The sequence below is a fragment of the Microbulbifer elongatus genome (assembly GCF_020524885.1).
Lineage (GTDB): Bacteria > Pseudomonadota > Gammaproteobacteria > Pseudomonadales > Cellvibrionaceae > Microbulbifer > Microbulbifer elongatus_A.
Window position 1 is genome coordinate 329,210 of record NZ_JAIVKJ010000002.1, and the last position, 12,157, is coordinate 341,366.

Annotated in this window: 14 protein-coding genes; 11 read left to right on the forward strand and 3 right to left on the reverse strand. The window is 59.0% G+C overall.

The annotated features are described in order from the left end of the window. Window positions 1-117 precede the first annotated feature (117 nt). Window positions 118-1,677 carry an alkaline phosphatase gene (locus LC059_RS08795; protein ID WP_226703476.1) on the forward strand — a complete coding sequence of 520 codons (1,560 nt, stop codon included), beginning with the start codon at window positions 118-120 and terminating at the stop codon, window positions 1,675-1,677. Between the two features lie 16 nt (window positions 1,678-1,693). Continuing rightward, entirely contained in the window at window positions 1,694-3,313 is a 1,620-nt protein-coding gene (locus tag LC059_RS08800) for an alkaline phosphatase (protein WP_226703477.1), read from the forward strand. Between the two features lie 21 nt (window positions 3,314-3,334). On the opposite strand, the gene LC059_RS08805 is transcribed toward LC059_RS08800, so the two are convergent. Continuing rightward, window positions 3,335-4,165 (reverse strand): CHAD domain-containing protein, encoded by an 831-nt coding sequence (locus LC059_RS08805; protein WP_226703478.1) that lies wholly within the window; start codon window positions 4,163-4,165, stop codon window positions 3,335-3,337. A gap of 145 nt (window positions 4,166-4,310) precedes the next feature. Here LC059_RS08805 and ubiE point away from each other — a divergent pair, with 145 nt between their 5' ends. The 8 genes from ubiE (at window position 4,311) to tatC (ending at window position 10,241) form a co-directional block, all read left to right on the forward strand. After that, window positions 4,311-5,060, forward strand: coding sequence for a bifunctional demethylmenaquinone methyltransferase/2-methoxy-6-polyprenyl-1,4-benzoquinol methylase UbiE (gene ubiE, locus LC059_RS08810; RefSeq protein ID WP_226703479.1), 750 nt, complete (start codon window positions 4,311-4,313; stop codon window positions 5,058-5,060). 180 nt (window positions 5,061-5,240) lie between these two features. Continuing rightward, window positions 5,241-5,903 (forward strand): SCP2 domain-containing protein, encoded by a 663-nt coding sequence (locus LC059_RS08815; RefSeq protein WP_226703480.1) that lies wholly within the window; start codon window positions 5,241-5,243, stop codon window positions 5,901-5,903. 3 nt (window positions 5,904-5,906) lie between these two features. Beyond that, window positions 5,907-7,541 carry a ubiquinone biosynthesis regulatory protein kinase UbiB gene (gene ubiB / locus LC059_RS08820; protein WP_226703481.1) on the forward strand — a complete coding sequence of 545 codons (1,635 nt, stop codon included), beginning with the start codon at window positions 5,907-5,909 and terminating at the stop codon, window positions 7,539-7,541. A gap of 108 nt (window positions 7,542-7,649) precedes the next feature. Further along, entirely contained in the window at window positions 7,650-8,057 is a 408-nt protein-coding gene (gene hisI, locus LC059_RS08825) for a phosphoribosyl-AMP cyclohydrolase (RefSeq protein ID WP_226703482.1), read from the forward strand. 9 nt (window positions 8,058-8,066) lie between these two features. Beyond that, complete coding sequence (locus LC059_RS08830; RefSeq protein WP_226703483.1) at window positions 8,067-8,414, forward strand: phosphoribosyl-ATP diphosphatase; 348 nt, start codon at window positions 8,067-8,069, stop codon at window positions 8,412-8,414. A 61-nt stretch (window positions 8,415-8,475) separates the two neighbouring features. Continuing rightward, window positions 8,476-8,727, forward strand: a complete 252-nt coding sequence (tatA, locus tag LC059_RS08835) for a twin-arginine translocase TatA/TatE family subunit (protein ID WP_226703484.1) — start codon at window positions 8,476-8,478, stop codon at window positions 8,725-8,727. A 42-nt stretch (window positions 8,728-8,769) separates the two neighbouring features. Next, window positions 8,770-9,504 (forward strand): Sec-independent protein translocase protein TatB, encoded by a 735-nt coding sequence (tatB, locus tag LC059_RS08840; protein WP_226703485.1) that lies wholly within the window; start codon window positions 8,770-8,772, stop codon window positions 9,502-9,504. Then, complete coding sequence (gene tatC, locus LC059_RS08845; protein ID WP_226703486.1) at window positions 9,501-10,241, forward strand: twin-arginine translocase subunit TatC; 741 nt, start codon at window positions 9,501-9,503, stop codon at window positions 10,239-10,241. Before tatB ends, tatC begins: the two co-directional genes overlap by 4 nt. A gap of 40 nt (window positions 10,242-10,281) precedes the next feature. On the opposite strand, the gene LC059_RS08850 is transcribed toward tatC, so the two are convergent. Continuing rightward, entirely contained in the window at window positions 10,282-10,515 is a 234-nt protein-coding gene (locus LC059_RS08850; RefSeq protein ID WP_226703487.1) for a hypothetical protein, read from the reverse strand. Between the two features lie 76 nt (window positions 10,516-10,591). On the opposite strand from LC059_RS08850, the gene LC059_RS08855 reads away from it, so the two are divergent. Then, window positions 10,592-11,692, forward strand: a complete 1,101-nt coding sequence (locus LC059_RS08855) for an aminopeptidase (RefSeq protein WP_226703488.1) — start codon at window positions 10,592-10,594, stop codon at window positions 11,690-11,692. Here the strand turns inward: LC059_RS08855 and dtd are convergent. Next, window positions 11,623-12,069, reverse strand: coding sequence for a D-aminoacyl-tRNA deacylase (gene dtd, locus LC059_RS08860; RefSeq protein WP_226703489.1), 447 nt, complete (start codon window positions 12,067-12,069; stop codon window positions 11,623-11,625). The two genes, LC059_RS08855 and dtd, sit on opposite strands and share 70 nt — an antisense overlap. Window positions 12,070-12,157 lie beyond the last annotated feature (88 nt).

The following is a 12,157-nucleotide window of genomic DNA, read 5'->3' on the forward strand; positions in this document are numbered from 1 at the left end:
ATTACTCCCCATTTATTATTTCCTTCATCAAACCGTGAATAATCTGTAACGCCAGCTTCACACGCCGGCGCTTTTAATGCCTGCCTCCAATTCAAGTTTGCCAGGGGGGCAACAGATATGGCCAAGCAGGTCTACCGCGGGTTGTGCACGCTGACGGCAGCCACCGCACTCACACTTTCCATGCAGGCGGCGGCAGAGCTGCCGGAATACCAACAAGCCAGTAACTGGTACACGAGTGGTGAGTCGAGGCTGGCAGAGAAGCTCGCTGATCAGCGTTCGCCGAGAACCGCCAAAAATATCATTCTGTTTGTGGGCGACGGCATGGGTATTTCCACGCTTACCGCTGCACGGATTCTTGAGGGGCAGCTGCGTGGAGAGAGCGGTGAAGAAAACCTGCTTTCCTTCGAGGCATTTCCCTACACTGCGCTGATCAAAACCTACAACACCAATCAACAGACCCCGGACTCCGCGGGTACCATGACCGCCATGATGACCGGCGTAAAAACACGTGCGGGCATGATCAATATCGACAGCGACGGCCTGCGCGCAGATTGTGCGGGCACTGCCGGTAACGAGCTGAATACGTTTCTTGAGCTGATGGAAGACCAGGGCCGCAGTACCGGTATCGTTTCCACGGCGCGCATCACCCACGCCACCCCCGCCGCAACCTATGCGCGCTCTCCAGAGCGCAACTGGGAGTCAAATGATGGCCTCAGCGATGAGGCAGTGCAAAACGGCTGTGCCGATATTGCCGCACAGCTGGTGGGCCTGGATGTGGGTGACGGTATCGACGTGATCCTGGGCGGTGGCCGCCGTCACTTCATCACGGCAGAGAATGGCGGCAAGCGAACCGACGAACGCGACCTTACCAGCGAATGGCTGGATCGCTACGTCGATCAGACCGCGCTTTATGTGCAGACTGGCAGCGAGTTGGAATCTGCCGATCTCGCAGCTGCCGACAAACTATTGGGGTTGTTTACCAGCTCCCATATGAGCTACGAAGCCGATCGCATGGCAAATGCCAAAGATGAACCGTCGGTAGCGCAGATGACAGGCAGCGCTATCGAGCTGCTGTCCAAAAACGAAGACGGCTACTTCCTGATGGTGGAGTCCGGTCGTATCGACCACGGGCATCACGCCGGCAGCGCCTACACCGCACTGCATGACACCATCGCCTTTGCCGAAGCGGTGAAGGTCGCGGCGGAGAAAGTCGATCTCGAAGACACCCTGATTCTGGTGACCGCGGACCACAGCCACGTGATGACCATTGCCGGCTATGCCACCCGCGGTAACCCGATTCTGGGCAAAGTGGAAACCAACGATGGCGCCGGCGCACCCGCCGGCGAACCGGCGCTTGCCGCAGACGATCAACCCTACACCGCACTCAGTTATGCCAATGGCCTCGGCTTTGCCGATCTGGGTGACGAAACTGACGCCGATGCCCGTTACAATCTCGCTGCAGATACCGGCCGCAAGAACCTGTCTGACGTAAACACCGAGGCCCCGGGGTTCCATCAAGAGGCGATGGTTCCCATGGGCTCTGAGTCACACGCTGGGGAAGACATCAGCCTGCATGCCATCGGCGCGGGCGCGGAACTGGTCCAGGGCACCCTGGAGCAGAGTGCGGTATTTCATCTGATGATCGGCGCCAGTGGGCTGCCGGTCACTGCCGAATAAGTTGGGGGGTAACATCATGCAACCGAAACGAATTTCCGTCGCCTTTACCGCGGCGTTTGCCATCACCATCGCTGCCTGTAGCGACAACAATTCCAGTCCCGCACCGCAAGTGCCGGACCCGCAGCCGGAGCCCGCACCAGAGCGCCTGAGCCTGCCGGAATCCCAGCGCAGCAGCAGCTGGTACCAGAGTGGTGAAACGGCAATCGCCAGTGCGCGCGATGTAGTGATCAACAATGAGCGCGGCGCAGCCAAAAACGTCATCCTGTTTGTGGGTGACGGCATGGGTATTTCCACCGTCACCGCCGCCCGCATTCTCGCCGGCCAGATGCAGGGCCAAAGCGGTGAGGAGTACCAGCTCAGTTTTGAGAAGATGCCGTTCGCGGGTCTGATCAAGACCTACAACACCAACCAGCAGACTCCGGACTCTGCCGGTACTGCAACGGCCATGGTCACCGGGGTGAAAACCAAGGCCGGCGTGCTGAATGTGGATGAAACTGTCCCCCGCGGCGACTGCGCGGCAAGCCTTGAGCGCCCGCTGACCACCGCGCTGGAACTGGCGGAAGGACTGGGTAAGAGCACCGGTGTGGTGAGTACCGCGCGTATTACCCACGCGACCCCTGCTGCTACCTACGCCAAGGTACCCGAGCGCGGCTGGGAGTACGCCGCACCGCAGGGTTGTGTGGATATCGCCACGCAGATGGTGGAATTGAGTGCGGGCGATGGCATCGATGTGGTGATGGGCGGCGGCCGCCGCAATTTCCTGCCGAGTGATGTCACTGATCTGGAAGGTAAGGCTGGTCGGCGCACCGACGGTGTAAACCTGGTCGATGCGTGGAAAGACCGTTACAGCGACGGTGTCACCAACGCTCTCTACATTGAGGATCAGGCGGGCTTCGACGGACTGGACGTGGCGAGCACCGACAAGCTGCTGGGCCTGTTCGAAAGCGCTCATATGCGTTACGAGGCGGACCGCAAAAATGATGTGGCCGGTGAGCCGTCCCTGTCCGAAATGACCGCCAAGGCCATCGAGCTGCTGAGCAAGAACGACAGCGGCTATTTCATGATGGTGGAGTCCGGTCGCATCGACCACGGCCACCATGCAGGCAGCGCCTACAGCGCCCTGACCGACGCGGTGGAAATGGCCAATGCAGTTCAGGTGGCAATGGACAACACCAGTGCGGAAGACACCCTGATTATCGTCACCGCGGACCACAGCCACGTGATGACCATCGCCGGCTACCCCACCCGCGGCAATCCCATCCTGGGTAAGGTGGTCAACAACGACAGCAGCGGGCAGCCGGAATCTGCGGTGGCTCTGGCGGCTGATGGCATGCCCTACACCACCATTACCTATGCCAACGGTCTGGGCCACGCCCACTACGGTGCCAGCCCGGATGCCGACGATCGCTATGAAGATCCGATTAGCGCCGGTCGCCAGGATATCAGCGCCAGCGATACCGAATCCGCCGGCTATCACCAGGAAGCCCTGGTGCCCCTCGGTAGCGAAACCCACGGCGGTGAAGACGTCGGCATCTGGGCGCGCGGCCCCGGCGCGCACCTGTTGTCCGGCACCAATGAGCAGAGCTTTATCTTCCACGTGATGGCCCATGCGGGCGGGCTGCTGGAAGAACAGTAAAGGCGATCAGGGGGCAGCTGCTTAGTCGAAAGTCCACTTCTTGCGATGAAGCAGCTGCTCACTCAAATGGTCGATCTTCTTTCGCAGCGACCGCAGCCGCTGCTGGGCCAGGTCCAGCAGCGGTATTCTTTCCTTTGCCATGTCCGGGTTGTCGCTGCCGTGCAGGGCGACGAAGTGACACAGCAGGCGCAGGTCGCGCCAGTCTCCCAGCGCGCTCGAAAGTTTTTTCAAATCGGCAACGCGTTTACCAACAGTTTTCGGGTAGCGTTTTTTTAGCAGGCGGCTGTGGTACCACTGGTCTTTTGCCCGTTTGCGTAACGTGTGGAACGCTTCGTCTGTCTCCCGCTGGAATGCGCGTTTGCTGGCCTTTCTGGCCCGGCGATAGCTTCTGCAATAGCCGCGTTCGATATCCCCCCACTTGAGTCGCGCAAGATCCCAGTTTTCGATGTGTGCCATTCCCTCTCGCAGCTGCAGTTCTGCCTGTTCCAGTTCGTCACCCTTGTCTTCCGGTATCCGACTTTGCAGGTAGGCAGCGGTGCCGGGAAAGCGATCGGCGCCGAGCTGGTCTCTCAGGGCGTGGTACAGCGAGGTGGCGTCACGGCTGGTTGAGAGTTGCAGGTTGATGTGGCGGTAGCGGGCATTTTCCAGTCGGTACAGGGCTTTGCTGCGACTGTCAGTGTTGCGAGTCAGGCGTACGAGCGCGCGCATTTTCTTGCCGTGTTTGCGAATACTGTGAATGGCTTCAGCCGGGTTGTCTGCCTGACAGCAGGCGATTGCTGCCCCGGCTTGCGCCCATGCGACCCTTGAGATATTGCTGGCGGGTTTGGACCTGGCTCGGAATCGATAGGGCATAGGGTGTGGCGATCGAGTGTGGACAGCGGGTTTGGGTAGAGCGTACTGTGCAAGAATCGGTCACCAGGTAGTTTAGTCGGTGGCAGTGCTGTTCCCGCGTGCCCCATGTACAATAACGCCCAGTATTTGGCACAGCAGGCACACAATGACAGAACGCAAGACGACCCATTTCGGCTACCAGCAAGTACCGGTCGAGGAGAAGGCCGGACGGGTGGCGGATGTGTTTCACTCGGTGGCGGCCCGCTACGATGTGATGAACGATCTGATGTCCGGCGGCATCCACCGCTTGTGGAAGCGTTTTACTATCGAGCTTTCCGCGGCGCGGCCGGGGCAGACGATTCTGGATATTGCCGGCGGTACCGGGGATCTGACGGCGCGCTTTTCCCGCATCGTGGGCCCCACTGGCAAGGTGGTGCTGGCGGATATCAATGCGTCGATGCTGAAAGTTGGGCGCGATCGTCTGCTGGACCGGGGTATCGCGGGCAATGTGGAGACGGTGCAGGCAGATGCCCAGTACCTGCCGTTTCCGGACGATACCTTTGATTGCATCACGATTGCCTTTGGCCTGCGCAATGTGACCGATAAGGATCTGGCGCTGCGTTCGATGTTGCGGGTGCTGAAGCCCGGCGGTCGCCTGCTGGTGCTGGAGTTTTCCAAGCCGCAGTCGAAGCTGCTGGAGAAGGTCTACGATCAGTATTCGTTCCGCCTTTTGCCGTTTATGGGCAAGCTGGTGGCGGACGATGCGGACAGTTACCGCTATCTCGCCGAGAGTATCCGTATGCATCCGGATCAGCAGACCCTGAAAGACATGATGGGCGAGGCCGGCTTCGTGGACTGCGAATACCACAATATGACCGGTGGCATTGTGGCCTTGCACAAGGGCATCAAGCCCTAGTTCTGTAGCTCTTTTCCTAGTCTGTGGCGGTCCGAGCGGCGGTAACCCCTCGCGAGACACGCCGTGAACCCATCCCTGGGGGCTCTTCTAAAACATCCCTGTTTTAGAAGGTCTCGCGAGGGGTTCCCGCCGCCCGGACCTTCGCATCAGCGTTTATCGCATGGACGAACACAGATAAAAATGACCGACCCCACCTTCCGCGCCGGCTTCGACGCCACCCTGGAAACCGCCATCAACACCGCCCTGCGCTATGACCCGGGCAGCCGCGCGCGCCTGGCAAAACTGGCGGGCAAGGTGTTGCGGGTGGATCTCACTGCGCCTGCCCTGACCTTATTCCTCCCCATCGATGATGGAGATGACGAGGATGGAGGCTATATCGAGGTGCACAGTCGCTGGAGTGGCGATGTGACTACCGAGCTGTCTGGCTCTGCGCTGGCTTTTGTGCAGTTACTGAGAAATCGCGACGCTACACCGGCCAAGCTGGGGGTGACGGTCCGTGGTTCCAGTGCGCTGCTGGCGGAGTTGCAGGCGATCATGCGAGACCTGGATATTGATTGGGAAGAGCCACTGGCGAAGCTGGTTGGTGATTCTCCTGCGCATCAGCTGGGTACCGGTGTGCGCGTGGCGGCGAGCTGGCTGAAGGATGCGCTGGGTGCGGCGCCGAAGGCCAGTGCCGAGGCGGTAAGTGAGGAGTGGCAGATGACGCCGCCGCAGGCGCAGTTTGAGGCGTTTGCGGAGGATGTAGCGGAGTTTGCTCAGGGCGTGGATCGGCTGGAGGCGCGGATCGAGGTTCTGCGTCGCAAATTGGAAGGCCGGGGCCAGTTCGGTGGCGAGGAGAAGTAACAAGTGCCGATTGCGAGAACGCTGACCATTGCGCGGGTGTTCCTGCGCTACCGCCTGAATGAACTGGTACCTGTGGAACATCAGCCGCTGTGGCTGCGGGCGCTGTGGGCGCCGGCAAAGCTGTTGCCGAGCGGCGCGTCAAAGAACATGTGCCGCGGCGAGCGGCTGCGTCGGGCGCTGGAGGATCTGGGACCGATTTATGTGAAGTTCGGCCAGTTGCTGTCCACCCGTCCGGATGTGATGCCGCCGGACATGGTGCAGGAGCTGAATCATCTGCAGGACAATGTGCCGCCCTTCCCGGCGGATCAGTGCATTGCGCGTATCGAGGAAGCGCTCGGCGCGCCTGTGGATGAACTGTTTGCGGAGTTTGAGCGCGAGCCGCTGGCGTCCGCTTCCGTGGCCCAAGTGCACGGCGCACGTTTGAAGGGCGAAAATGGTGAGCCGGGTCAGGCGGTGGTGGTGAAGGTGCTGCGTCCCGGCATCGATAAAATCATCCAGCAGGATCTGGAGTTACTGCACTATATTGCGCGCTGGATCGAACACTATCTTCCCGATGGCCGCCGTATGCGTCCGGTGGAGGTGGTGGAGGATTACCGTCACACTATTGAGGGCGAACTGGATCTGGTGCGCGAGGCGTCGAACGGTTCTGAGCTGAAGCGTAATTTTGCCAGTTCTCCCCTGCTGTATATCCCCGAAGTGCACTGGGACTACACCCGTGAAAATGTACTGGTGCTGGAGCGCATTGACGGTATCCCGGTGACGGACCTCGATCAGCTGCGCGCGCAGAATACCAATATGGAGCTGCTCGCTGAGCGCGGGGTGGAGATCTTCTTCAAGCAGGTGTTCGAGCACAACTTCTTCCACGCGGATATGCACCCCGGCAATATCTTCGTGTCCCGTGAGCATCCCGACCGCCCCAAATACATCGCCATCGACACCGCCATCGTCGGCAGTCTGACGCGCGAAGATCAGTACTATCTGGCACGCAACCTGCTCGCCATGTTCCGTCGCGACTATCGCATGGTCGCGGAATTGCATGTGCAGAGCGGCTGGGTGCGCAAGGACACGCCGATCAACGCCTTTGAATCCGCGATCCGCTCGGTATGCGAGCCGATATTCGAGAAGCCGCTGGGAGAGATTTCCTTTGCGCGGGTGTTGATTAGTCTGTTTCAGACGGCGCAGCGGTTCGAGATGGAAGTGCAGCCTCAACTGGTGTTGCTGCAGAAAACGTTGCTCAATATCGAAGGATTGGGACGACAGCTTTATCCGCAACTGGATCTGTGGAAGACTGCCCATCCATTTTTGGAGCGTTGGATGCGCGAGCGTATTCACCCACGGACCATCGTCGGCGAAATCCGGCGATACGGCCCAGAATGGCTGGAAAAATTCCCCCAACTGCCACAAATGGCCTTCTCCGCCCTGGAGCAGGGGCAGGAGCTGGGACCCAAGTTGCAGCAACTGAGCGATCAGCTGGCCGGCAGCCGTCAGCGCGGGCGCGCTCGCTATGCGCGCATGATCGTGGGCGGCCTGCTGGCCGCGGGTGCGGCGCTTGTGGCCTCGCCCGGTCTGCTGGCGCAGGTGCCGGTGGCGAGCTGGGTGCTCGGTGCGGTAGCGCTGGGGTTGTTGCTCTGGCCCTGAGCCCGACTTACAGGTTGGGCAACGCGCAGTGTGTCGAGCAGGGGTTAAAATGGCCGCCGGGTCGAACAGTCGGCAGCCTACAATAACGAGTGCAGTAAGGACGTAACTGTGAGCGAATCCGATTTCACCCAAGCGGTCAGCTGGAATGGCGACGGGCTGGTACCCGCCATTGCTCAGGACTTCAAAACCGGTCGCGTGCTGATGATGGCGTGGATGAACCCGGAGTCCCTGCGCCTGACCGTGGAAGAAGGCCGTGCGGTCTATTGGTCCCGCTCCCGCGGCAAGCTGTGGCGCAAGGGAGAGTCCTCTGGCCACGTACAAGAGGTGCGGGAAATCCGTCTCGACTGCGATGGCGACACCATCGTGCTGATGGTGGAGCAGCTGGGTGGCATTGCCTGTCATACCGGGAGAACCAGTTGTTTCTATCAGGTACTGGAAGACGGCCAGTGGCAGGTCCGCCAGCCGGTAATCACCGACCCGAAAGAAATATATTCAGAAAAGAAGGCAGGGAAATAGACCGACGCCATGAGTAATATGCTGATACAGCTGGATCGGGTGCTGCGACTGCGTATGCAGCAGGGTGATGCAGACTCCTCTTATGTCGCCAGCCTGCACCACAAAGGGCTGAACAAGATTCTGGAAAAGGTGGGTGAAGAAGCCACCGAGCTGTTGCTCGCTGCCAAAGATGCCGAGGGCAAAGATACGGACAGCGAAGCGCACAAGGCAATGATCGCGGAAACCGCGGACCTCTGGTTCCACTCCCTGGTCATGCTGAACCATTTGGGCACCGACTCCCGCGCCGTGCTGGATGAGCTGGGACGTCGCTTCGGGCTTTCCGGGCTGGAAGAGAAAGCTTCCCGCGACCAGGACTGATCGCGAGTTGCCACACAGTTTTTAAATTTCGCAATTAAGTATTGATTCAGGAGTATTTCTCATGGGCATTAGCTGGCAACAACTGCTGATTCTGTTGGTCATCGTTTTGCTGATTTTTGGCACCAAGCGCCTGCGCAACCTGGGTGGAGATCTTGGCGGCGCCATCAAGGGCTTCAAGAAAGCCATGAAGGACGAAGGCAAAAAAGACGGCGAGGAAGACGAAGACAAGGATCCGGAGCTGCTGACCAAGGACGAAAGCACCAAGCCACAACAGAAAACTTCCAGCGAAGAAAAACAGTCTCAGGATAAATAAATCCAGGACAGCCATCGTCCGCAACTGATAGAGCGAGCGCGCGTGTTTGATATCGGATTTTTTGAACTGCTGTTGATTGGCGTCGTTGGCCTGGTGGTCATCGGCCCCGAGCGCCTGCCGGATGCCGTGCGCACGACCGTGCGCTGGTGGACGCAGCTCAAGCAGACCCTTGGGAATGCCAAGGATGAACTTGAGCGGGAAGTGGGCGCCGACGATATTCGTCGTGAACTGCACAACGAGCGGGTATTGAAAGAACTGCGCGAAAGCCAGGAGGCCATGGAGCGCACTTTCAGTGAGGCCGAGCGCAAGTTCGAGCAGGACCTGAAGTCCGTAGAGGCCAAGGCTAACGCACTCAAGGATGATGCGGCGAAAACCGCGGATACAGCCGTAAAGTCGGAAGAGAAAATTTCGGCGCAGGTGCCATCCGAACCGGATGTGGAGGCCGACAAGCTTCGCCAGGCCGCGGATTACCTGCCGGAAGAAGAGCGCGATTCGCCGATGGACGAAAAGGCCGGTGAGGAATATTTGCCGGAAGAGGACGAAGACGACGAGGACCTGGAAGATCCAGAGTACCCGGAACATCTGCACGATCATGGTGACCCGGAATTTAATCCGCACCACCCGGATCATTTCAAGCACGAGGAAGACGAGGCCTGGGCAGAGGTAGATCGCCTGGATCTGGAAGAGCCCAATCAGGAAAAGTCCAGGGAAGCCGCCGCCCCGAACCGCCCGTCCGAGAATGACAGTCCCACCGAGTCGGAAGACAAGCGTCCATGAGCGAAAAAGACCAGCCGTTTATCGAGCATTTGATCGAATTGCGCGACCGCCTGCTGAAGACCCTGCTGGTGGTGGTGGCGATTTTTGCCTGCATGGTGCCTTTCGCCAACGACATCTATAACTTTGTTGCCGACCCGCTGCAGGCGCGCCTCACTGAAGGCGCAGGCATGATCGCGACTGAAGTGACCTCGCCCTTCCTGACCCCGTTCAAAACCACATTTGTACTGGCCTTTTTCGTCGCCATACCCTTTGTGTTGTACCAGTTCTGGGCGTTTATTGCCCCGGGGCTGTACAAGCATGAAAAGCGCCTGATCGCGCCGCTGATGTTTTCCAGCATTTTTCTGTTTTACGCGGGAATGGCGTTCGCCTACTTTGTGGTGTTCCCGCTGATTTTTGAATTCTTCATCAGTTCCGCACACGCGGATATCAAGGTAATGCCGGATATTCGCAGTTACCTGGATCTGGCACTGAAGCTGTTCTTCGCCTTCGGCTTTGCCTTTGAGATTCCCATCGCCACAGTGCTGCTTATCTGGAGCGGTGCAGTGAGTGCCTCAGATCTCGCCAAAAAACGTCCCTACGTGATTGTCGCCTGCTTTGCGATGGGCATGTTACTCACCCCGCCGGATGTGATTTCCCAGACCCTGCTGGCGATACCCATGTGGATCCTGTTTGAAGTGGGCGTATTTTTCGGGCGCATGATCAAGCGCGGCAAGCGCGAAGAGCTCGAGAGCCCCTGAGATCATTGCTGGTTTTTGAGGTTGCGCCGGGCGTGCTACCTCAGGAATAAATTGCGACTATGCTGGAGAAGCCGGCCACCAGTAATACCAGTGGCAACAGGCGCTGACGATGTTTGGCTTCGAGCAACAGCAGAAGCAGCGGGATGGGCGGACAAAGGAAGGCCAGCACGGCCAGAAATGCGGACCGGGCAAAGCTCAGCCGCAGCACCTGAAGCCACAGAACGACGCTAAGCACAATCGCAAACACCAATGAGACCGCTGCCACGGGCTGCATGGACACTTCCCTTAAATACCTACTCGTTCCCCTAAAGTTAGCTGCTTCCAGCGCAATCGGAAGTTGCCGTCGTCGCTTGTTGTTTCCGACTCTGGTAATGATGGCGGTTCTGCCCCTCGGCGGCTGCGAAACCGTCCACTTCTACTCCCAGGCGGCCACTGGTCAGCTCAAGGTTCTCGCAGGCCGCAAGCCAATTGATCGCCTGGTGCAGGACGAGCAGACGGACCCTACGCTGCGCCGTCAACTGGAGTGGGTGCGTGCCATTCGTGCCTACGCCGCTGGTGAGCTGCGGTTGCCGGTGGGCACCGCCTACAGTGATTTCACCCAGTTGGAGGATGAGTACGTCCTTTACAACCTGGTGGCGGCGCCGGAATTTTCATTGTCACCAAAGCGCTGGTGTTACCCCATTGCCGGATGCGCCAGTTATCGGGGTTATTTCAAAAAGCATGATGCGGAAACTCAGGAGGCGCGGCTGCGCGCCGAAGGGTACGACGTATATCTCGGGCCGGTGCCCGCCTACAGCACGCTGGGGTGGTTTGACGATCCGGTGCTGTCGAGTTTTGTGAACTGGACGCCAGATCGATTGGCCAGCCTGCTATTCCACGAGTTGGCCCATCGCCGCGTGTATATCTCAGGCGATACCCGGTTCAACGAGAGCTTTGCCACCGCTGTTTCCCGCATAGCCCTGCCGGACTGGCGCCGCCGCAATGGCATCGCGGCGCCAAAGGTGGCGAATGTGGAGCAGGCACGACGGGTGAATGGATTAATGGTAAGTGCACGCAAGCAGCTTCAGGATATATACGATTCAAAGGCTACGGACGAGGAAAAGCGCCAGCGAAAAGCGAACACCCTGCAACAGCTGAGATATTGTTACCGCAAGGTATCGGAAGGCTGGACTGAGGACGAAAAGTTCACCCGGTTGATCGAGAAAACCAACAACGCCACGCTTGCGCTGGTGAGTGAGTACCAGTCTCAGGTACCGGCCTTTGTGCAGTTGTACAAGGATTCCGGTAGTGACTGGGAAGCCTTCTATACCGCAGTGGAACAATTGGGGGCGTTGCCGAAAGACGAGCGCAAGAAGCGCCTGAAATTGCTCAATGAGCGGGCTCAGGCTTCCAGCAAGAAAGTCACCGGACCGTCGTTACACAGGGACACCTGCATGTCGGCCGCAAACTGACCGCCGGCCACCGGGCAGCCTGCCGCAATTTTTCCCCGCGCCTGTGCGAGAAAGTATTCATACAGCGCTTCCGCCTGCGCTGGCGTCGCCCCGCGGCTGAAACTGGGCCGCAGCCCCTTGCCGGTGTCTGCCACCAGGGTGAACTGGCTTACCACCAGAAGTCCGCCACCGGCCTGTTGCACATTCAGGTTCATCTTGCCCTGGTCGTCACTGAAAATTCGGTAGTGCAGTACCTTGTGCAGCAGCTTGTTCGCGGTCTCCTCGGTGTCCGTCGCCTCGACGCCCAGTAGCAGCAGGATGCCGTGATCGATGGCGCCGACGGATTCACTGCTGACTTCCACCTTTGCGTGTTTTACCCGCTGTATCAGGCCTTTCATCGATAACCTCTTCTAAAATGCTGTGAGCCGCTGGATCCCTGGCGGCGAATTTTCTAGATTAGCCCACTGATCGCCAATAAAAAACCGG

What these genes read in the sequence shown, in the direction of transcription:
- tatC (WP_226703486.1), top strand. Translation starts at nt 9,501, where the DNA reads ATGAGCGAAAAAGACCAGCCGTTTATCGAGCATTTGATCGAATTGCGC.
- dtd (WP_226703489.1), bottom strand. Translation starts at nt 12,069, where the DNA reads ATGAAAGGCCTGATACAGCGGGTAAAACACGCAAAGGTGGAAGTCAGC.
- LC059_RS08815 (WP_226703480.1), top strand. Translation starts at nt 5,241, where the DNA reads ATGACCGACCCCACCTTCCGCGCCGGCTTCGACGCCACCCTGGAAACC.
- LC059_RS08800 (WP_226703477.1), top strand. Translation starts at nt 1,694, where the DNA reads ATGCAACCGAAACGAATTTCCGTCGCCTTTACCGCGGCGTTTGCCATC.
- LC059_RS08830 (WP_226703483.1), top strand. Translation starts at nt 8,067, where the DNA reads ATGAGTAATATGCTGATACAGCTGGATCGGGTGCTGCGACTGCGTATG.
- tatA (WP_226703484.1), top strand. Translation starts at nt 8,476, where the DNA reads ATGGGCATTAGCTGGCAACAACTGCTGATTCTGTTGGTCATCGTTTTG.
- ubiE (WP_226703479.1), top strand. Translation starts at nt 4,311, where the DNA reads ATGACAGAACGCAAGACGACCCATTTCGGCTACCAGCAAGTACCGGTC.
- LC059_RS08850 (WP_226703487.1), bottom strand. Translation starts at nt 10,515, where the DNA reads ATGCAGCCCGTGGCAGCGGTCTCATTGGTGTTTGCGATTGTGCTTAGC.
- LC059_RS08795 (WP_226703476.1), top strand. Translation starts at nt 118, where the DNA reads ATGGCCAAGCAGGTCTACCGCGGGTTGTGCACGCTGACGGCAGCCACC.
- LC059_RS08805 (WP_226703478.1), bottom strand. Translation starts at nt 4,165, where the DNA reads ATGCCCTATCGATTCCGAGCCAGGTCCAAACCCGCCAGCAATATCTCA.